Here is a 20665-nt window from a genome sequence, read left to right as displayed (position 1 = left end):
GCGATGACGATCGATCCCGTACTCGCCACCAGCGCGCAGGCCGGCGCAGCCGCCGTCGTGCTGCTCGGCGCGGTTGCGAAGCTGCGCGCGCCGGTTGCGTTCCGTGACGCGGTGGCCGGCTACCGGCTGTTGCCCGACGCACTCGTCGCGCCGGCCGCGCTCGCGATCCCGCTTGCCGAAGCACTCGGCGCCGCCGCGCTGCTGTTCCCCGATACGCGTACGGCCGCCGCGATCGGCCTGATCGCGCTGCTGCTCGCGTTCGCTGCCGCGCTCGCCGCCAACATCCTGCGCGGCCGCACCGACATCGACTGCGGCTGCACCGGGCTTGCCGGCGTCCGCGCCGTGCCGGGCGCCAACGCGTCGGGCGCCGCCGCGCCGCGCCGCATCGGCTGGCTGCATGTCGCGCGTGTGCTGCTCATCGTCGCGCTGATCGCGACGGCATTGCTCGCACCGGACACACGCGCCGTCGTGTGGTTCGACTATCTGACGCTGTTCTTTTCCGTACCGCTGATCGTCTGCGCGCTGCTCACCGTCGACGTGCTGCTCGCCAACGTACCGCGCCTGACCGCTATGAGGAATTCATGATGCAAACCGCTCTTGCCGTTTCCACCGCCCTGTTGTGGGTTGCCGTCGTCGCGCTCGGCGCGATCTGTCTCGCGCTCGTCCGTCAGATCGGCATCTTGTACGAACGGATCATGCCGGCCGGCGCACTGATGATCGACAAGGGGCCGGCCGTCGGTGCAATCGCGCCGACGTTCGAGCTGACCGACATTCGCGGCACGCGCGTGAAGGTCGGCGGCATCGACACGGCAGGCCGCTCGACGCTGCTGTTCTTCCTGTCGCCGACCTGCCCGGTGTGCAAGAAGCTGCTGCCGCTGCTGCCGTCGCTGCAGGCGAGCGAAACGACGCCGGTCGACATCGTGCTCGCCAGCGACGGCGATCGCGACGAGCATGCGCGCTTCGCGCAGAAGCACGACCTCGCACGCTTCCCGTACGTGCTGTCGCAGGAGCTCGGCCTCGCCTATCAGATCGGCAAGCTGCCCTACGCGGTGCTGCTCGACGAAACGGGCACGGTGCGCGCGAAGGGGCTCGTCAATACGCGCGAGCATCTGGAGAGCCTGTTCGAAGCGAAGGAGCGCGGCGTCGCATCGCTGCAGCAGTTCGTGCACGGCGATCGCGATCGTCACGGCCACGAAGCGCACGCGCAGCACGCGTGAGCGACCGGACCTTTTTCAACGTCACGGGAGAACAACGAGATGGGGCTGTTTGATTCATGGTTCGAGCGCTCCGCGCGCGGCGTCGCGCAGCACAGCTCGCGGCGCAGCGCGATGGCGAAGCTCGGCAAGGTGCTCGTCGGATCCGCGATGCTGCCGCTGTTGCCCGTCGATCGCACCGCGTATGCGATCGATGCGGCGTCCGGCGCGTCGAGTGCCGGCGGCGCGGCCGCCTCGGGCACGAGCGACGATCCGACGAGCTGCGACTACTGGAAATACTGCGCGATCGACGGGTGGCTCTGCAGCTGCTGCGGCGGTACGTCGAGCAGCTGCCCGCCCGGCACGACGCCGTCGCCGATCACGTGGATCGGCACGTGCCGCAATCCGCACGACGGGTCGGACTACATCGTGTCGTACAACGACTGCTGCGGGAAAACCTCGTGCGGCAAGTGCTTCTGCAACCGGAACGAGCGCGAGAAGCCGCTCTACAAGCTGTCGCTGAACAACGACATCAACTGGTGCATGGCGAACGGCAACTCGAACTATCACTGTTCGGTTTCGGTCCTGCTGGGAGCGGCAAAGCAATGAAGGCGATCGATGCAAGCAAGTGGGGGGCCGCATGCGTGGCGGCGGCCGTCGCATTCGCGTGGCCCGGTGCGGCCGGCGCGCAGCAGGCCGTGCACTACCCGGCGGGCAAGAGCCTGTTCGATGCGCAATGCGCGGTGTGTCATCAGGCGGGCGGCAAGGGGCAGGACGGTCTCGCGCCGCCGCTGACCGACTATCCGGGCAAGTACGCGACCGTCGAGCAGGGTCGCGCGCAGCTCGTCGCGACGCTGCTGCACGGCATGTTCGGCGAGATCGCGGTGCGCGACAAACACTACAACTTCAAGATGCCGTCGTTTGCGAGTGCGAGCGATGACGATATCGCGCACGTGCTGAACTACATCGTGTTCGATCTCGGCGTGCAGCACGGCGATGCGAAGCCGTTCACCGCGGCCGAGATTCGCGCGGGGCGCGCGAAGGAGATGGACGGTGCGGCCGTGCACGCCCAGCGCGCGGCGGTGACGAAGGGGCTCGGGCTGTGACTGCCGCGCGTGCACGGGGCTGCCGCGGCGCAGTGCGTCGCGTCGGCACGCGCGTCGCGGCACGGTGGCTGTCTGCCGCCGCCGCGTGTGCGATGGCGGCACACGCATGGGCCGGCGATGTTGCCGATGCCGCGCGCGCGCGGCAGCACTGGGTACTCAACTGCATGGGCTGCCATACGGCGACGGGCGGCGGCATTCCCGGCAAGGTGCCGCCGCTCGCGAACTCGCTCGGTTATTTCACGCATGTGCCGGCCGGACGCGAGTACGTGATGCGCGTGCCCGGCGCATCGAATTCGGCGCTGTCCGATCAGGAACTGGCCGACGTATTGAACTGGGTGCTGACGACGATGAATCGCGATGCGCTGCCGCGCGACTTCAAGCCCTATACGGCCGACGAAGTCGCTGCGCATCGGCGTCCCGCCTTGTCCGATGTCGCGACCGTACGCGCGAGGCTCGTTCGTGCGTTGCACGAGCGCGGCATCGACGGCGTCGCCGACCGCTACTGAACCACTCACAGCTGTGACCGATTCCAGGAGAACCAGGATGGAGACGAACGACAACTTTGCGCTGCTCGACGCCACGCGCGCCTTCCTCGCGAAGCCGAAGCGCATGCTGATCGGCGGCGAGTGGAGCGACGCCGCGTCGGGCCGCACGATCGAGGTCGTCAATCCGGCCGACGGCAGTACGCTCGCGCGTGTGCCCGAAGCGGACGAGCGCGACGTGCAGCGAGCGATCGCGGCCGCGCGCCGCGCCTTCGATACGGGCCCGTGGCGTGCCGCGAAGACGACCGACCGCGAGCGTTTGCTGCTGACGCTGGCCGACCTCATCGACGCGAACGCGCGCGAACTCGCCGAGATCGAATCGCTCGACAACGGCAAATCGGTGAGCGTCGCGCAAGGGCTCGACGTCGCGATGGCCGCGCAGTGCTTTCGCTACATGGCCGGCTGGGCAACCAAGATCGAGGGGAGCGTGATCGACGCCGGCATGCCGTATCTGCCGGGCAGCGAGACGTTCACTTATACGCGCAAGGAGCCGGTCGGTGTGGTCGGCGCGATCATTCCGTGGAATTTTCCGTTGCTGATGGCCGCGTGGAAGCTTGCGCCCGCACTCGCGACCGGCTGCGCGGTCGTGCTGAAGCCGGCCGAAGATACGCCGCTGACCGCATTGCGGCTCGGCGAACTGATCGGCGACGCCGGCTTTCCGGACGGCGTCGTCAACATCGTGGCCGGCTACGGGCATACGGCGGGCGCGGCGCTGTCGCGCGATCCGCGTATCGACAAGATCGCGTTCACCGGTTCGACGCAGACCGGCAAGGCGATCGGCCACGCGGCGCTCGACAACATGACGCGCATGTCGCTCGAGCTGGGCGGCAAGTCGCCGGTCATCGTGCTGCCCGACGTCGACGTCGACAAGGCGGCCGAAGGCATCGCGAATGCGATCTTCTTCAACCAGGGGCAGGTCTGCACGGCCGGCTCGCGCGCCTACGTCCATACGAAGGTATTCGACCGCGTGATGGAGCGCGTCGCGCAGATTGCCGCCGGTCTGAAGATCGGGCCCGGCATGGATCCGGCGACGCAGATCGGGCCGCTCGTGTCGGCAAAGCAGCGTGCGCGCGTGTGCGACTACATCGCGTCCGGCTTCGAGGAAGGCGCACGCGCGATCGCAGGCGGACGCGCGCGCGACGGCGCGGGTTTCTTCGTCGAGCCGACCGTGCTCGTCGACACGACGCATGCGATGCGCGTCGTGCGCGAGGAGATCTTCGGGCCGGTGCTCGTCGCGATGCCGTTCGACGACATCGATACGGCCGTGCAGCTCGCGAACGATACGCCGTACGGGCTCGGCGCGAGCATCTGGTCGAACGATCTGTCGGCCGTGCACAAGCTCGTGCCGCGCATCGCGGCGGGCACCGTGTGGGTGAACTGCCATTCGCTGCTCGACAACGCGATGCCGTTCGGCGGGATGAAGCAGTCGGGCTTCGGCCGCGAACTCGGGCGCGCGGTGATCGACCAGTACACGGAAACGAAGTCGGTGATGATGAACTACGCGTGAGCGTTGCAGCACGCGCGCGCGTGCCCGCTCGCTTCAGCAGTGCGCCGGCGACGGCAGGCCGATGCATGCGCAGTCCGTCGCGCGCGACACCAACGCGATCGATCAGGGGGATGACGATGAACAGACTGACGACGCCGCGCCGGATCGCGGCGGCGGTGGCGGCGCTCGCCGTCGCGCAGGGCGTGCAGGCATCGAGCAGCGTCACGCTGTATGGCGACGTCGATGCCGGCATCACATTCACGAGCGATCAGCAGACGACGAGCGCCGACGGCAGCGTGCGCGGCGGCCGCGCCGTGCAGCTCGGCGGCGGCAATCTCGCGCCGTCGCGCCTCGGCTTGACGGGCAGCGAGGACATCGGCGGCGGCACGGCCGTGACGTTCAAGCTCGAGAACAGCTTCTGGACGGGCAGCGGCAGCCTGCTGCAGGCCGGTACGCTGTTCAACCAGAACGCGTGGGTCGGCTTGACGAACGAACGCTACGGCACGCTCACCGTCGGCCGCCAGTTCGACTCGTACACGACGACGCTCGCGCCGTACGCATCGAGCATTCCGTGGGCGACGCTGTACGGCTCGCATATCGGCGACGTCGACAACCTGAACGCGGCGCTCAACCTGAACAGCGCGATTCAGTACGCGAGCCCGACCTTCGCGGGTTTCTCGTTCAGCGGCACGTTCTCGTTCGGCGGCGTGGCCGGCGACTTCTCGCGGCGGCGCGGCTGGGCCTTGGCGGCGAGCTACAACCGCGCGCCGTTCTCGTTCGGCGTGGGCGTGCTCGATCTGAACCGGCCGCTCGACGCGGCACTCGGTGGCGCGAGCGGCTATATCGGCGATTTCGCGTGCTCGAATCCGGCCGCGATGTATTGCATGCTGCAGAACGCGCGATCGTTGACGGCGATCGGCGCGGGCGGTGCGTACACGATCGGGCCGCTGACGCTCGGCCTCGTCTACACGCATACGACGCTCGACGACAGCCGGTACTTTGCCGATGCCGCGCATTCGCACGGCGCCGACGCACGCTTCGACATCGTCGAGGTGAATGCGGCGTTCGCGGTGTCGCCGGCACTGACACTCGGTGCCGCATACATCTACAACGCGATGAAGACTGACGCGAGCGGCTCGCCGACCTTCCATCAGATCAATCTCGGCGCGACCTACAACCTCTCGAAGCGCACGGCGCTTTATGCGGTCGGTTTCTTCCAGCAGGCCGCGGGGCACGGCATCGGTCGCGATCCGGCGACGGGCGCGCCGGCCAACTATGCGCAGATTCCGAATCTGCCGAATGCGAACGGCAACCGGCAACTGGCGTTGACGATGGGCGTGCGGCACAACTTCTGAGCAGTCGCGCCGCACACCGCACGCCGCGCTCGCGGCATGCCGGCGGCGGTCCCCGACCGTCTTCGCCCTGCCGCTTCGCGCACCGCGCAGGCGCGCGGCGCCGCAACCCGACACGGACCGCCCGCCGCAAATCGCCCGACGCCGCATCCAAACAAACCCGCATCCGCGGAAACCGCGCGCAAACCGCCGTGCGGCAAGCATCGGGCGCAACATAGTGGTTTCCACTCATAGTCGCAGCCAGTCAAGAATAGGTCGCCGCCGGGCTTCTCGCCGCCAATATGGCTCGTTACTTTTGAGTCCACGATGCAGGCCGGGACGCAATCCTGCGCACCCGCGGCCCATCGGTTGAACCGGGAGAGACCATGAAGTCGACGAAGATCGCCGCGCTGGCCGCGGTCATGCTGACGACAGGCGCATTCATGCAGGCGGCGCACGCCGATGCGGATGCCGCCTCCTGCCGCAACGTCCGCTTTGCCGATATCGGCTGGACCGATATCACGTCCACGACGGCGCTCGCGTCGACCGTCTTCGAAGCGCTCGGCTACAAGCCGACGACGACGATCTCTTCCGTGCCGATCTCGTTCGCAGGCCTGAAGAGCAAGCAGCTCGACGTGTCGCTCGGCTACTGGTGGCCCGTGCAGCAGAAGCAGCTGCAGCCGTTCCTCGACAGCAAGTCGATCAACGTCATCGAACCGCCGAACCTGTCCGGCGCGAAGGCGACGCTCGCGGTGCCGAGCTACGAATATCAGGCGGGCCTCAAGACGTTCGACGACATCGCGAAGCACCGCGCGGAACTCGACGGCAAGATCTACGGGATCGAACCGGGCAGCAGCGCGAACGCGACGATCCAGAAGATGATCGACACGAACCAGTACGGGCTCGGCGGGTTCAAGCTCGTCGAGTCGAGCGAGGCGGGCATGCTCGTGACGGTCGAGCGTGCGATCCGCGAGAAGAAGTGGGTCGTGTTCCTCGGCTGGGAACCGCACCCGATGAACATCCAGATCAGCATGAACTATCTGTCCGGCGGCGACGCGGCGTTCGGGCCGAACTACGGCGAAGCGCGCGTCTACACGCTGACCGCGCCCGACTTCCTGACGCGCTGCCCGAACGCCGGCAAGCTCGTGACGAACCTGCGCTTCACGACGCAGCTCGAGAACCAACTGATGCAGGCCGTGATGAACAAGACGAAGCCGGCCGACGCCGCGAAGGCGTATCTGAAGAAGAATCCGCAGGTGCTCGATCCGTGGCTCGCGGGCGTGAAGACGTTCGACGGCAAGGACGGCCTGCCCGCGGTGAAGGCGTATCTCGGCCTGTGACGGCCGGCGCGCGCGCCGCGCGCAACGATTTCCGCGCAATGCGACACAACCCGTTTCAAGCGAGGCATACAGCATGAACCATGAAGTCATCGTCACCTGCGCGGTCACCGGCGCAGGCGACACGGTCGGCAAACACCCGGCGATTCCGGTCACGCCGAAGGAGATCGCGGCCGCCGCGATCGAGGCCGCGAAGGCCGGCGCGACGGTCGCGCACTGCCACGTGCGCGATCCGCAAACGGGCCGCGGCAGCCGCGACCCGAACCTGTATCGCGAAGTGGTCGACCGGATCCGCTCGGCCGACGTCGACGTGATCATCAACCTGACGGCCGGCATGGGCGGCGATCTCGAGATCGGCCCCGGCGAGGATCCGATGCGCTTCGGCAAGGGCACCGATCTGGTCGGCGGGCTCACGCGGCTCGTGCACGTCGAGGAGCTGCTGCCCGAGATCTGCACGCTCGACTGCGGCACGCTCAATTTCGGCGACGGCGACTACATCTACGTGTCGACGCCCGCGCAGCTGCGCGCCGGCGCGAAACGGATCCAGGAACTCGGCGTGAAGCCGGAACTGGAAATCTTCGACACGGGCCATCTCTGGTTCGCGAAGCAGCTGCTGAAGGAAGGGCTGCTCGACGATCCGCCGCTGTTCCAGCTGTGTCTCGGCATTCCGTGGGGCGCGCCGGCCGACACCGGCACGATGAAGGCGATGGTCGACAACCTGCCGCCGGGTGCGCATTGGGCCGGCTTCGGCATCGGCCGCATGCAGATGCCGATGGTCGCGCAGGCGATGCTGCTCGGCGGGCACGTGCGCGTCGGCCTCGAAGACAACCTGTGGCTCGACCGCGGCGTTCACGCGAGCAACGGCACGCTCGTCGAGCGCGCACGCGAAATCGTCGAGCGGCTCGGCGGACGCGTGCTGACGCCGGCCGAAGGCCGCCGCAAGCTCGGGCTGCCGCCGCGCGGCGAACGTCCGCTCGAGCGCCGCGCGATCGCCGAATTTGCATGAGCGCGCTGAACGACCGATATGACATGGCGGCGCGCACGATGCGCGCGCGCCGTCCGATTTCTCTCGAATTGAAGGATGCGTTGACATGGCAGTGATAACCGACATCAAGACGTTCGCCGCCATCGGCACCGGCGTGATCGGCAGCGGATGGATCGCCCGCGCGCTCGCGCACGGTCTCGACGTGGTGGTATGGGATCCGGCGCCGGGCGCGGAAGCGCGGCTGCGGGCGAACGTCGCGAACGCGTGGCCCGCGCTCGAACGCGTCGGTCTTGCAGCGGGCGCCGATCCCGCGCGGCTGCGTTTCGAGTCGACGATCGAAGCTTGCGTCGCCGACGCCGACTTCATCCAGGAAAGCGCGCCCGAGCGCGAAGCGCTGAAGCTCGAACTGCACGAGCAGATCAGCCGCGCGGCGAAGCCCGACGCGATCATCGCATCGTCGACGTCGGGACTGCTGCCGACCGATTTCTATGCGCGCGCGACGCATCCGGAGCGCTGCGTGGTCGGCCATCCGTTCAATCCCGTGTATCTGCTGCCGCTCGTCGAAGTGCTCGGCGGCGCGCGCACGTCGCCCGAAGCGGTCGAGGCCGCGATGGCGATCTATCGGAAGCTCGGCATGCGGCCGCTGCACGTGCGCAAGGAAGTGCCGGGCTTCATCGCGGACCGGCTGCTCGAAGCGCTGTGGCGCGAGGCGCTGCATCTCGTCAACGAAGGCGTCGCGACGACCGGCGAAATCGACGACGCGATCCGCTTCGGTGCAGGCATCCGCTGGTCCTTCATGGGGACGTTCCTGACCTACACGCTGGCCGGCGGCGACGCGGGCATGCGACACTTCATGCAGCAGTTCGGCCCCGCGCTCGAACTGCCGTGGACGAAACTCGTCGCGCCGACGCTGACCGACGAACTGATCGATCGCGTCGTCGACGGCACGAGCGAGCAGCAGGGCAAGCGCAGCATCAAGGAACTCGAACGCTATCGCGACGAGTGCATTACCGAGGTGCTGAAGGCGATCGCCGCGGTGAAGGCGCGGCATGGGATGCGATTCGAGGACTGAACGAACATGACCGGCGATACCCCGCTGACGCTTTACCGCGACGTCGTGCGGCCAGAGTGGGTCGACTACAACGGCCATTTGCGCGACGCGTTCTATCTGCTGATCTTCAGCTTCGCGACCGATGCGCTGCTGGACCGCATCGGGCTCGACGACGCGGCGCGTCGCGAGTGCGGCCGCTCGGTCTATACGCTCGAAGCGCACGTCAACTATCTGCAGGAGATCAAGGAAGGCACGCGCGTGCGCGTCGATGCGCGCGTGCTCGCGCACGACGCGAAGCGGCTGCATCTGTATCTCGAGCTGTTCGCGGACGGGCACGACGGTGCGGTGTCGGCGAGCGAGCAGATGCTGCTGCACGTCGATACGCGCGGCGGCGCGAAATCGGCGCCGTTCGACGACGACGTCGCCGCGCGTGTGGCCGAGCTTCACGCGTTGCAGCGCGATTGCGCGGCGCCCGCGTATGCGGGCCGGGTGATCGCGCTGCCGCCGCGCCGCTAACGTACGCGGGTCACGCGATGCTCGAAGCGGAAATCGCGGCGTTCGTCGCGGCGGTCGACGCTTGGTATCCGCCGGGCGCGGCCGCGTGCACGCCCGACGAGCAGCGTCGCCTGTACGACCGCTTCGCGGCCGCGTGGACGCCCGCGACGCTGCCGGCCGGCGTCGCACGGCAGGACGCGGTATGGCACGCGCCGCACGGCCAGGCGATCGCGCTGCGGCGCTACGCGCCGTCGCACGGCGCGCCGCGCGGCACGGTGCTGTTTTTTCATGGCGGCGGGTTCGTCGTCGGCTCGCTCGACAGTCATCAGCTGATCACCGCGCGGCTCGCGGCCGATACGGGCCTCGCGGTGATCGCGGTCGACTATCGGCTCGCGCCCGAGCATCGTGCGCCGGCCGCGCTCGAGGATTGCGCGGCCGTCGCGCGCGCGGCACGCGATGCGCGCCTGCCGTTCGGCCCGTGCACGGCGCCGCTGACGCTCGCCGGCGACAGCGCGGGCGGCAATCTCGCGGCGGCCGTCGCGACGGTGCTGCGCGATGCGGACGCGCGCGGCATCGAGGGCATCGACGGCGTCGCGCTCGTCTATCCGATGCTCGGCTTCGAACCGCAATCGCCGGCGCGCGAGACGGAAGCGCATGCGCCGATGCTGACGCTCGATGACGTGCATCGCTATCGCGCGTGGTACTGGGGCGAACGCGAGGCAACGGCGCGCACCGGCGATCGTTCGTCGCACGCGGATCCGCTGCTGCGCGCATCGCTGCCGCTGGAGGCCGCGCGTTTCGACGGACTGCCGCCGGTGCTCGCGATCGGCGCCGAGCACGATCCGCTGCGCGACGATGCGCGCGCGTACGTCGAACGGATTCGCGCGGCCGGCGGCCGTGCGCGCTACTGGATGGGCGAGGGGCTCGTGCACGGCTGCTGGCGCGCGCTGGCGACGAGTCCGCAGGCGGCGCGCCTGCACCGCATGGTCGGCGCGTTCCTGCTCGCGCCCGATACCTAGCGGGCCGGCCGCGCGGCTCGCGTGCCGCAGACGAAAAAGCGCCCGGACGCGATGCGCCCGGGCGAAGCCACCCGTTGCCGGGCGGCGGAGGTATGCGGTGCTTCGCAAAAAAAGACGAGCCCGCATGACGGGCTCGTCCGGATACAGCTTCATCGCGCAACGCGCGGCGCCCGCTCGGGGCGCTTCGGCTTACTGGCCGAAGAAGATCGAATCGCGTGCGTTCGACGTCGCGGCAGCGGGCGCGCCCGAGTGGACGACCGGCGCCGGCTGTGCGCCGTAGCCGCTTGCGTCCGCGCCATGCACGCGTGCTTCGGCGGCCTGGATGTCGTTCGGGTAGTACGGGCTTGCCAGACCGGGCTTGTAGCCGGCCTTTTCGAGCTGAACCAGTTCGTTGCGCACTTGCGCGCGCGTCACGGTGCTTTGGGCGAACGTGCTGAACGAAGCGGACAGGGCGGCAGCGGCAGCAACGGCGATAACGAGCGATTTCATGATGACCTCCGGTGTTTTATTCGCTTCGCTCGCGACACCATGTCTCGAGCGATTGACTCCATGGTAGTGACCGGCGATCTCAGGGTAAACGCTGATTTTGACGATAAATTGTTTCCTGGGTCGTAACAGTCGGCGCAAGAATAAATCTTTCATTCGCCTTTCTTTGCAACTTGCGCAATAAGTATGAAGAAAAGCGCGCGGCGGCCGTGGCATGCCGGCATGGCGCGACTGCGATGCCGGTGCGCGACGAAGCGCGTTACTTGCCGCTCGACAGCCCGAGCACTTCGGCCGCCGAGATCATCGCGCCGGCATTCGCGGGCGCCGGACGCTCGGCGGGGCGGAACACTTCGTCGCCGCGGTGGATCACCTGGCGCGACAGCGCGCAGGTGCCGGTGCGCTGCGCGAAGCGGCGGCGCCAGCGTTGCTCGCCGTAGTGGCAGCGGCCGGGTTCGACCCAGCGGACGACGAGCAGCGTATCGGACTGTTCGAGGATTTCGACGTGGACGTCGGCGGGATCGAGCGCAGGCAAAGATTTGGAAGCCTTCATTGTGCCGTTTCCTAAAGCTCGTGCGGTGTGCGCCCGGGCAACAGGTCTCAGTGCCCGATGGCGTTTCCGTTAGGGGTTTCCATGAGTGGTGCGGTAAATGTAAGCGTCTGTGACGTGAAAAAACATCCTGTCTGGATTGAATTACCTTTTGCCGATTCAGAAACAATCCACGCTTATTTTCTTGCGCACGCGTGCACAAAAACGCCCCGGACGCGAACGTCCGAGGCGGCAAAACGGGCCCGCGCAACCGTGTCTGCTCGCCCAGTCACGGGGTGCGCCGCCGGGGGACGGAGACGCCCGCAGGGATCGGCGGCGGGCGCTGGCGACGCACCGCGCGGCCCGGTCTTCGGATGATCGCGCGCGCGGCCCGTTGAGACCCTGACGCGAAGATGACGATTCGGTCAGTTTCGACGAAAGGGCCCGCGACGCGGCGTGCGGCGACGGCCTGAAAGCCGCGCCGGTATTGGCTGTGCGGCGAATGAGGCGAGCCTGTCGCCGTGCCGGAGAGGGCAGCATCGCGGCGCCGTCGCGCGATCCGTTCGCTCGGGAAAACACTGAATTGCCGGCCCGTGACAAACGCCGGATCGCTTCCTATGATTGGTTGGACCTTTGGTCCATTGCGCCAATGTACGGCGGTCTGCGGGCGTTGGCGACGTCATCGGAGAGCGGCTCATGAGATTGCAGGGCAAACGCGCGCTGGTCACGGCCGCCGGTCAGGGCATCGGCCGCGCGACCGCGCTGCGCTTCGCGCGCGAAGGCGCCGACGTACTGGCGACGGACATCGACGAAGCCGCGCTCGCGCGGCTCGCGGCCGACGCCGACGCGGCCGGCACGCGTGTGACCACGCGCGGGCTCGACGTGACCGACGCGACGGCGATCGCGGCGCTGGCGGCAGCCGAACCTGCGTTCGACGTGCTGTTCAACTGCGCGGGCTACGTCCATCACGGCTCGATCCTCGACTGCGACGACGCGGCATGGACCTTCGCGTGGCAGCTGAACGTCACGTCGATGTACCGGCTCGTGCGCGCGCTGCTGCCCGCGATGATCGCGGCCGGTGGCGCGTCGATCGTCAACATGGCCTCGGCCGCGTCGAGCGTGAAGGGCGTGCCGAACCGTTTCGTCTACGGGACGACGAAGGCGGCCGTGATCGGCCTCACGAAGTCGATCGCCGCCGATTTCGTCGAGCAGCGCATTCGTTGCAACGCGATCTGCCCGGGCACGATCGAGTCGCCGTCGCTCGAGCAGCGGATCGCCGAGCAGGCGCGGGCGCGGCAGGTATCGGTCGACACCGTGCGACAGGCGTTCGTCGCGCGTCAGCCGATGGGCCGCATCGGCAGCCCGGACGAAGTCGCGGCGCTCGCGCTGTATCTGGCCTCCGACGAATCGTCGTTCACGACGGGCGCGATTCATCTGATCGACGGCGGCTGGTCCAACTGACCGTTCCCATTCTCCTTTCCTATCGACGCGACATGAAACTGCTCAGATTCGGCGACAAACATCGTGAAAAGCCGGGCTTGCTCGATGCGCACGGACAGATCCGCGATCTGTCGGGCGTGGTCGACGACATCGCCGGCGACGTGCTGCTACCGGAGTCGCTCGCGCGGCTGCGCGACATACCGCCGTCGTCGCTGCCGCTCGTCGAAGGCACACCGCGCATCGGCGCCTGCGTGGGCCGCGTCGGCAAGTTCATCTGCATCGGGCTCAACTATTCGGATCACGCGGCCGAGTCGGGCATGGACGTGCCGAAAGAACCCGTCGTGTTCGGCAAGTGGACGAGCGCGATCTCGGGGCCGAACGACGACGTCGAGATTCCGCGCGGATCGGAGAAGACCGACTGGGAAGTCGAGCTCGGCGTCGTAATCGGCCGCGGCGGCCGCTACATCGCCGAAGCCGATGCGCTGTCGCACGTCGCCGGCTACTGCGTCGTCAACGACGTGTCGGAGCGTGAATATCAGCTCGAACGCGGCGGCACGTGGGACAAGGGCAAGGGCAACGACACGTTCGGCCCGATCGGACCGTGGCTCGTGACGGCCGACGAAGTGCCCGATCCGCATGCGCTGCGTCTGTGGCTCGAGGTCGACGGTCATCGCTATCAGGACGGCACGACCGCGACGATGGTGTTTCGCGTGCCCCACCTGATCAGCTATCTGAGCCGCTTCATGAGCCTGCAGCCGGGCGACGTGATCTCGACCGGCACACCGCCCGGCGTGGGGCTCGGCCAGAAGCCGCCCGTCTATCTGCGTGCCGGGCAGGTGATGACGCTCGGCATCGACGGGCTGGGCGAGCAGCGCCAGCGCACGGTACAAGCCTGACCTTCTTTCGCGGACGGTTCTTCATGACGCTCATTCGATCGATACGCGTGCTCGACGTGCGCTTTCCGACCTCGCGCCAGCTCGACGGCTCCGACGCGATGAATCCCGATCCCGACTACTCGGCCGCCTACGTCGTGCTCGAAACAGACCGCGACGGGATCGAAGGGCACGGACTCACGTTCACGATCGGGCGCGGCAACGAGATCTGCTGCGCGGCGATCGCCGCGATGCGGCATCTCGTCGTCGGCCTCGATCTCGACTGGATCCGCGAGGACATGGGCCGCTTCTGGCGGCACGTGACGTCGGACAGCCAGCTGCGCTGGATCGGCCCCGACAAGGGGGCGATCCATCTCGCGACCGGCGCGATCGTCAACGCGGTGTGGGACTTGTGGGCGAAGGTCGAAGGCAAGCCGCTCTGGCGGCTCGTCGCCGACATGAGCCCCGAGCAGCTCGTGCGCGCGATCGACTTCCGCTATCTGACCGACTGCCTGACGCCGGACGAGGCGCTCGACCTGCTGCGCCGCCAGGCGCCCGGCAAGGCCGACCGGATCGCGGTGCTCGAGCGCGAAGGCTATCCGTGCTACACGACCTCCGCGGGCTGGCTCGGCTACAGCGACGACAAGCTGCAGCGGCTCTGCCGCGAAGCGGTCGACGCGGGCTTCGATCACGTGAAGCTGAAGGTCGGCGCGAATCTCGACGACGACATTCGCCGCGTGTCGATCGCGCGCGACGTGATCGGCCCGGACCGCAAGCTGATGATCGACGCGAACCAGGTGTGGGAAGTCGGCGAAGCGATCGACTGGGTGCGTGCGCTCGCGTTCGCGCGGCCGTGGTTCATCGAGGAGCCGACGAGCCCCGACGACGTCGAAGGGCATCGCAAGATCCGCGAGGCGATCGCGCCGGTGCAGGTCGCGACCGGCGAAATGTGCCAGAACCGCGTGCTGTTCAAGCAGTTCATCGAGCGTCGCGCGATCGACGTCGTGCAGATCGACGCGTGCCGGCTCGGCGGCGTGAACGAGATTCTCGCGGTGATGCTGATGGCCGCGAAGTACGGGCTGCCCGTGTGCCCGCATGCGGGGGGCGTCGGGCTCTGCGAGTACGTGCAGCACCTGTCGATGATCGACTACGTGTGCATCGCGGGCACGAAGGAGGGGCGCGTGACCGAGTACGTCGATCATCTGCACGAGCATTTCGTCGAGCCGTGCGTCGTGCGCGACGCGGCGTACCTGCCGCCGAGCGCGCCGGGCTTCTCGATCGAGATGAAGCCCGCCTCGCTCGAGCAATACCGGTTCCGCGGCTGACGCAAATGCGGCCGACAGACGGCCTGCACGGCCGCGACATGAACGACGGAGACGCGAAGTGGATCTGAATCTGCAGGACAAGGTCGTGATCGTGACGGGCGGCGCGTCGGGCATCGGCGGCGCGATCTCGATGCGGCTCGCCGAAGAACGCGCGATTCCGGTCGTGTTCGCGCGCCACGCGCCCGACGGCGCGTTCCTCGACGCGCTCGCGCAACGGCAGCCGCGCGCGACGTATCTGCCGGTCGAGCTGCAGGACGATGCGCAATGCCGCGACGCGGTCGCTCAGACGATCGCGACGTTCGGACGCCTCGACGGGCTCGTGAACAACGCGGGCGTCAACGACGGCATCGGGCTCGACGCAGGGCGCGACGCGTTCGTCGCATCGCTCGAGCGCAACCTGATCCACTACTACGCGATGGCGCATTACTGCGTGCCGCATCTGAAGGCGACGCGCGGCGCGATCGTCAACATCTCGTCGAAGACGGCCGTGACCGGGCAGGGCAATACGAGCGGCTATTGCGCGTCGAAGGGCGCGCAGCTCGCGCTGACGCGCGAATGGGCGGTCGCGCTGCGCGAGCACGGCGTGCGCGTGAACGCCGTGATTCCGGCCGAGGTCATGACGCCGCTCTACCGGAACTGGATCGCGACGTTCGAGGATCCCGAGGCGAAGCTCGCCGAGATCGCGGCGAAGGTGCCGCTCGGCAAGCGCTTCACGACACCCGACGAGATCGCCGATACGGCCGTGTTCCTGCTGTCGCCGCGCGCGTCGCACACGACGGGCGAATGGCTGTTCGTCGACGGCGGCTATACGCATCTCGATCGTGCGCTCGTCTGAACGCGACGGATAGGCCTCATGCAACCCGATCCGAACGCCGAAGCCGCCGCGCCGCTGATCGCGCTGCGCGGCATCTGCAAGCGCTTTCCCGGCGTGCAGGCGCTCGACGATTGCCGCTTCGAGCTGTACGCCGGTGAAGTGCACGCGCTGATGGGCGAGAACGGCGCCGGCAAGTCGACGCTGATGAAGATCCTCGCGGGCGTCTACCCGAAGGATGCCGGCGAGATCCTGATGGACGGCCGCGAAGTCGACATCGCCGATCCGCGCGCCGCGCAGGCGCACGGCATCGCGATCATCCATCAGGAACTGAACCTGATGAATCATCTGAGCGTTGCGCAGAACATCTTCATCGGCCGCGAGCCGCGCGGGCGCCTGCGCGTGTTCGTCGACGAGGACAAGCTGAATCGCGACGCGGCCGCGATCTTCGCGCGGATGCGCCTCGATCTCGACCCGCGCACGCGGGTCGGCCGGCTGACGGTCGCGAAGCAGCAGATGGTCGAGATCGCGAAGGCGCTGTCGTTCGATTCGCGCGTGCTGATCATGGACGAGCCGACCGCCGCGCTGAACGACGCCGAGATCGCCGAGTTGTTCCGCATCATCCGCGAGCTGCGCGCGCACGGCGTCGGCATCGTCTACATCTCGCACAAGATGGACGAGCTGCGTCAGATCGCCGATCGCGTGACGGTCATGCGCGACGGCAAATACGTCGCGACCGTGTCGATGGCGCAGACCTCGACGGACGCGATCATCGCGATGATGGTCGGCCGCCAGCTCGACAGCGCGTTTCGCACGCCGCCCGATACGTCGTCGAACGCGGTCGCGCTCGACGTGCGCGGCCTCACGCGCGGCCGTGCGATTCGCGACGTCGGCTTTACGGTGCGCCGCGGCGAGATTCTCGGCTTCGCGGGGCTGATGGGGGCGGGCCGCACGGAGGTCGCGCGCGCCGTGTTCGGCGCCGATCCGGTCGACGCGGGCGAGATCCGCGTGCACGGCAAGCGCGTGACGATCCGCACGCCGGCAGACGCCGTCGCGCACGGCATCGGCTATCTGTCCGAGGACCGCAAGCACTTCGGGCTCGCGCTCGGGATGGACGTGCAGAACAACATCGCGCTGTCGAGCCTGCGCCGCTTCGTGCGCCGCGGCCTGTTCGTCGATGCGCGCGCGCTGCGCGACACCGCGCACGCATACGTGCGCCAGCTCGCGATCCGCACGCCGTCGGTCGCGCAGCCGGTGAGGCTGCTGTCCGGCGGCAACCAGCAGAAGATCGTGATCGCGAAGTGGCTGCTGCGCGACTGCGACATCCTGTTCTTCGACGAGCCAACGCGCGGCATCGACGTCGGCGCGAAAAGCGAGATCTACAAATTGCTCGACGCGCTCGCCGCGGACGGCAAGGCCATCGTGATGATCTCGTCCGAACTGCCCGAGGTGCTGCGCATGAGCCACCGGATCCTCGTGATGTGCGAAGGGCGCGTGACCGGCGAGCTGAGCGCCGCCGAGGCGACGCAGGAAAAGATCATGCAGCTCGCGACGCAGCGCGAGTCGACCGTTTTGTCGTGAGTCAGCCGTTCAGGGTCCGTCATGTCCAACGATACGCATCCCGTTCCGCCCCTTGCTTCCGGCGACGCGCCGGCCGCCGCGTCGGGCCTTCGCGCGCGCCTGTTCAATCCGGCGACGCGGCAGCGCCTGCTCGCATTCGCGAGCCTCGTGCTGCTGATCGTGTTCTTCGGCGCCGCATCGCCGAACTTCCTCGAAGTCGACAACCTCGTCGCGATCCTGCAGGCCACCGCGGTGAACGGCGTGCTGGCGGTCGCCTGCACGTACGTGATCATCACGTCGGGCATCGATCTGTCGGTCGGCACGCTGATGACGTTCTGCGCGGTGATGGCCGGCGTCGTGCTGACGAACTGGGGGATGCCGCTGCCGCTCGGGATCGCGGCCGCGCTCGGCTTCGGCGCGCTGTCGGGCTGCGTGTCCGGTTTCGTCATCGCGAAGATGAAGGTGCCGCCGTTCATCGCGACGCTCGGCATGATGATGCTGCTCAAGGGGCTGTCGCTCGTGATCTCCGGCACTCGGCCGATCTATTTCAACGACACGCCCGGCTTCACCGCGATCGCGCAGGATTCGCTGATCGGCCATCTCGTTCCGGCACTGCCGATTCCGAACGCGGTGCTGATCCTGTTCGTCGTCGCGGTCGGCGCGTCGATCGTGCTGAATCGCACGATCTTCGGCCGCTATACGTTCGCACTCGGCAGCAACGAGGAGGCGCTGCGGCTGTCCGGCGTGAACGTCGACGCGTGGAAGATCGCCGTCTATACGTTCAGTGGCGCGGTATGCGGGATCGCGGGCCTGCTGATCGCGTCGCGCCTGAACTCCGCGCAGCCGGCGCTCGGGCAGGGCTACGAGCTCGACGCGATCGCGGCGGTCGTGATCGGCGGCACGTCGCTGTCCGGCGGCGCGGGCAGTATCGCCGGCACGATCATCGGCGCGTTCATCATGAGCGTGCTGACCAACGGGCTGCGCATCATGTCGGTCGCGCAGGAATGGCAGACCGTCGTGACGGGCGTGATCATCATCCTCGCCGTCTACGTCGACATCCTGCGCCGGCGACGCCGCTGACGCACGCAGGCTGCGCATCACCGCCGGCCGGGCCGGCATTCCAGCGGATATAACCAAGGAGACGCGAAGTGATCAGGAGCAAGGTGTTGAACGCGATCGTCGGACTGACGTTCGCCGCGGGCATCGCGACCGGCGCGCACGCGCAGGAAAGCTACATCCCGCTGATCTCGAAAGGCTTCCAGCATCAGTTCTGGCAGGCCGTGAAGTCGGGCGCGATGCAGGCCGCGAACGACTACCACGTGAGGGTGACGTTCGAAGGCCCCGAAACGGAGGCAATGGTCGACAAGCAGATCGACATGCTGTCCGCCGCGATCGCGAAGAAACCGGCCGCGGTCGGCTTTGCCGCGCTCGACAGCAAGGCCGCGCTGCCGCTGCTGAAGAAGGCGCAGGCGGAGAAGATTCCGGTGATCGCATTCGACTCGGGCGTCGACAGCGACATCCCCGTGACCACCGCGACGACCAACAACAAGGCGGCCGCCGCGCTCGCCGCCGACAAGCTCGCCGCGCTGATCGGCGATGAAGGGCAGGTCGCCGTGGTCGCGCACGATCAGACGAGCCGCACCGGCATCGATCGGCGCGACGGTTTTCTCGACCGGATGAAGGCTGCGCATCCGAAGGTGCAGGTCGTCACCGTGCAGTACGGCGAAGGCGATCAATTGAAATCGACCGAGGTGACGAAGTCGATCCTGCAGGCCTATCCGAAGCTCAAGGGGCTGTTCGGCACCAACGAAGGCTCGGCGATCGGCGTCGTCAACGGCGTGCGCGAGATGAAGCGCAAGGTCGTGATCGTCGGCTACGATTCGGGCAAGCAGCAGAAGGACGCGATCCGCAGCGGGCTGATGGCCGGCGCGATCACGCAGAACCCGATCGGCATCGGCTACAAGACCGTCGAGGCCGCCGTGAAGGCGATCAAGGGCGAGAAGCTGCCGAAGGTCATCGATACCGGCTTCTACTGGTACGACAAGACCAACATCGACGACCCGAAGATCAAGGCGGTGCTGTACGACTGAACGTTGCGGGCGACGTCGCACGCGCGGTCGCGCACGCGTGCGGTCGCGCCGAACGACGGCATACGAGGACATCATGGGCGCATTGCGTATCGATTCCCATCAGCACTTCTGGCGCTATCGGGCCGCCGACTATCCGTGGATCGGTGCCGGGATGGGCGTGCTCGCGCGCGACTATCTGCCGGACGCGCTGCACCCGCTGATGCATGCGCAGGCGCTCGGCGCGTCGATCGCCGTGCAGGCGCGCGCGGGCCGCGACGAAACCGCGTTCCTGCTCGACCTCGCGCGCGACGAGGCGCGTATCGCGGCGGTGGTCGGCTGGGAGGACTTGCGCGCGCCGCAACTGGCCGAGCGCGTCGCCGAGTGGCGTGGCACGAAGTTGCGCGGGTTTCGCCATCAGCTGCAGGACGAAGCCGACGTGCGCGCGTTCGTCGACGATGCCGATTTCACGCGCGGCGTCGCGTGGCTGCAGGCGAACGGCTACGTGTACGACGTACTCGTGTTCGAACGCCAGCTGCCGGACGTGCAGGCGTTCTGCGCGCGGCACGACGCACACTGGCTCGTGCTCGACCACGCGGGCAAGCCGGCACTCGCCGAATTCGACCGCGACGATACGGCGCTCGCGCGCTGGCGTGCCGCGTTGCGCGAACTGGCCGCGCTGCCGCACGTCGTGTGCAAGCTGTCGGGCCTCGTGACCGAGGCCGACTGGCGGCGCGGACTGCGCGCGTCGGACATCCGGCACATCGAGCAGTGTCTCGATGCGGCGCTCGACGCGCTCGGCCCGCAGCGGCTGATGTTCGGATCGGACTGGCCCGTGTGCCTGCTGGCCGCGTCGTACGACGAAGTGGCGTCGCTCGTCGAGCGATGGGCCGAGTCGCGGCTGTCGGCGGCCGAGCGCAGCGCGCTGTGGGGCGGGACGGCCGCGCGCTGCTACGCGCTGCCGGAACCGTCCGGCGCGCGCCTATAAAATACGCGCGCACGATTCGCCCGCTTCGCCGGCCCGTTCGCCACGC

22 protein-coding genes are annotated in these 20665 nt (G+C 67.9%); 20 read left to right on the top strand and 2 right to left on the bottom strand.

The genetic code is table 11. From position 1 onward, the window contains the following. Positions 1-3: 3 nt before the first annotated feature. From NP80_RS11160 to NP80_RS11105, 12 genes are all read left to right on the top strand, one after another. Positions 4-585: a MauE/DoxX family redox-associated membrane protein gene (locus NP80_RS11160; protein WP_006409125.1), complete on the top strand. Its 582-nt coding sequence runs from the start codon at positions 4-6 to the stop codon at positions 583-585. Next, positions 582-1217, top strand: coding sequence for a methylamine dehydrogenase accessory protein MauD (gene mauD, locus NP80_RS11155; RefSeq protein WP_006406056.1), 636 nt, complete (start codon positions 582-584; stop codon positions 1215-1217). The genes NP80_RS11160 and mauD overlap by 4 nt, the downstream gene beginning before the upstream one ends. A gap of 39 nt (positions 1218-1256) precedes the next feature. After that, positions 1257-1802, top strand: a complete 546-nt coding sequence (locus NP80_RS11150; protein WP_006409135.1) for a methylamine dehydrogenase light chain — start codon at positions 1257-1259, stop codon at positions 1800-1802. Next, entirely contained in the window at positions 1799-2299 is a 501-nt protein-coding gene (locus NP80_RS11145) for a c-type cytochrome (RefSeq protein WP_006406058.1), read from the top strand. Before NP80_RS11150 ends, NP80_RS11145 begins: the two co-directional genes overlap by 4 nt. A gap of 32 nt (positions 2300-2331) precedes the next feature. Next, on the top strand, positions 2332-2805 hold the full coding sequence (locus NP80_RS11140) for a c-type cytochrome (RefSeq protein WP_006409122.1): 474 nt from the start codon (positions 2332-2334) through the stop codon (positions 2803-2805). A gap of 37 nt (positions 2806-2842) precedes the next feature. Further along, on the top strand, positions 2843-4348 hold the full coding sequence (locus NP80_RS11135) for an aldehyde dehydrogenase family protein (protein ID WP_006409136.1): 1506 nt from the start codon (positions 2843-2845) through the stop codon (positions 4346-4348). Positions 4349-4458: 110 nt separating this feature from the next. Beyond that, the gene (locus NP80_RS11130) at positions 4459-5682 is read left to right on the top strand and encodes a porin (RefSeq protein WP_006409138.1); all 1224 of its coding nucleotides are present in this window, start codon (positions 4459-4461) and stop codon (positions 5680-5682) included. A gap of 362 nt (positions 5683-6044) precedes the next feature. Then, on the top strand, positions 6045-6998 hold the full coding sequence (locus NP80_RS11125) for a choline ABC transporter substrate-binding protein (RefSeq protein ID WP_006406062.1): 954 nt from the start codon (positions 6045-6047) through the stop codon (positions 6996-6998). 73 nt (positions 6999-7071) lie between these two features. Further along, complete coding sequence (cdhC, locus tag NP80_RS11120) at positions 7072-8001, top strand: 3-dehydrocarnitine:acetyl-CoA trimethylamine transferase CdhC (protein ID WP_006396403.1); 930 nt, start codon at positions 7072-7074, stop codon at positions 7999-8001. A gap of 85 nt (positions 8002-8086) precedes the next feature. Next, positions 8087-9052, top strand: a complete 966-nt coding sequence (locus NP80_RS11115; protein WP_006406063.1) for an L-carnitine dehydrogenase — start codon at positions 8087-8089, stop codon at positions 9050-9052. Between the two features lie 6 nt (positions 9053-9058). After that, entirely contained in the window at positions 9059-9547 is a 489-nt protein-coding gene (locus tag NP80_RS11110; RefSeq protein ID WP_006409132.1) for a thioesterase family protein, read from the top strand. 17 nt (positions 9548-9564) lie between these two features. After that, on the top strand, positions 9565-10545 hold the full coding sequence (locus NP80_RS11105; RefSeq protein WP_006406065.1) for an alpha/beta hydrolase: 981 nt from the start codon (positions 9565-9567) through the stop codon (positions 10543-10545). A gap of 189 nt (positions 10546-10734) precedes the next feature. On the opposite strand, the gene NP80_RS11100 is transcribed toward NP80_RS11105, so the two are convergent. Continuing rightward, on the bottom strand, positions 10735-11034 hold the full coding sequence (locus NP80_RS11100) for a DUF4148 domain-containing protein (RefSeq protein ID WP_006396407.1): 300 nt from the start codon (positions 11032-11034) through the stop codon (positions 10735-10737). Positions 11035-11290: 256 nt separating this feature from the next. Further along, positions 11291-11581, bottom strand: a complete 291-nt coding sequence (locus NP80_RS11095) for a DUF3331 domain-containing protein (protein WP_006396408.1) — start codon at positions 11579-11581, stop codon at positions 11291-11293. A gap of 672 nt (positions 11582-12253) precedes the next feature. On the opposite strand from NP80_RS11095, the gene NP80_RS11090 reads away from it, so the two are divergent. The 8 genes from NP80_RS11090 to NP80_RS11055 all read left to right on the top strand — a co-directional run bounded on the left by NP80_RS11090 (position 12254) and on the right by NP80_RS11055 (position 20619). Next, a complete protein-coding gene (locus tag NP80_RS11090; protein WP_006411321.1) occupies positions 12254-13018 on the top strand; it encodes an SDR family oxidoreductase in 765 nt (254 codons plus the stop codon). Positions 13019-13050: 32 nt separating this feature from the next. Continuing rightward, the gene (locus NP80_RS11085; RefSeq protein WP_006411332.1) at positions 13051-13893 is read left to right on the top strand and encodes an ureidoglycolate lyase; all 843 of its coding nucleotides are present in this window, start codon (positions 13051-13053) and stop codon (positions 13891-13893) included. Between the two features lie 23 nt (positions 13894-13916). Then, a complete protein-coding gene (locus tag NP80_RS11080) occupies positions 13917-15194 on the top strand; it encodes an L-fuconate dehydratase (RefSeq protein WP_006411324.1) in 1278 nt (425 codons plus the stop codon). Positions 15195-15252: 58 nt separating this feature from the next. Next, the gene (locus NP80_RS11075; RefSeq protein WP_006406070.1) at positions 15253-16029 is read left to right on the top strand and encodes an SDR family oxidoreductase; all 777 of its coding nucleotides are present in this window, start codon (positions 15253-15255) and stop codon (positions 16027-16029) included. A gap of 18 nt (positions 16030-16047) precedes the next feature. Beyond that, positions 16048-17586 (top strand): sugar ABC transporter ATP-binding protein, encoded by a 1539-nt coding sequence (locus NP80_RS11070; protein ID WP_006411331.1) that lies wholly within the window; start codon positions 16048-16050, stop codon positions 17584-17586. Between the two features lie 21 nt (positions 17587-17607). After that, complete coding sequence (locus NP80_RS11065; protein ID WP_006406072.1) at positions 17608-18645, top strand: ABC transporter permease; 1038 nt, start codon at positions 17608-17610, stop codon at positions 18643-18645. A 68-nt stretch (positions 18646-18713) separates the two neighbouring features. Then, positions 18714-19655, top strand: a complete 942-nt coding sequence (locus NP80_RS11060) for an ABC transporter substrate-binding protein (RefSeq protein ID WP_006406073.1) — start codon at positions 18714-18716, stop codon at positions 19653-19655. 73 nt (positions 19656-19728) lie between these two features. Next, positions 19729-20619 (top strand): L-fucono-1,5-lactonase, encoded by an 891-nt coding sequence (locus NP80_RS11055; protein WP_035947821.1) that lies wholly within the window; start codon positions 19729-19731, stop codon positions 20617-20619. The last annotated feature ends 46 nt before the right edge of the window (positions 20620-20665 follow it).

It is taken from the genome of Burkholderia multivorans ATCC BAA-247, assembly GCF_000959525.1.
GTDB lineage: Bacteria > Pseudomonadota > Gammaproteobacteria > Burkholderiales > Burkholderiaceae > Burkholderia > Burkholderia multivorans.
Note: the sequence above shows the minus strand (reverse complement) of the source record. Positions and strands in the feature narration are given on the sequence as shown.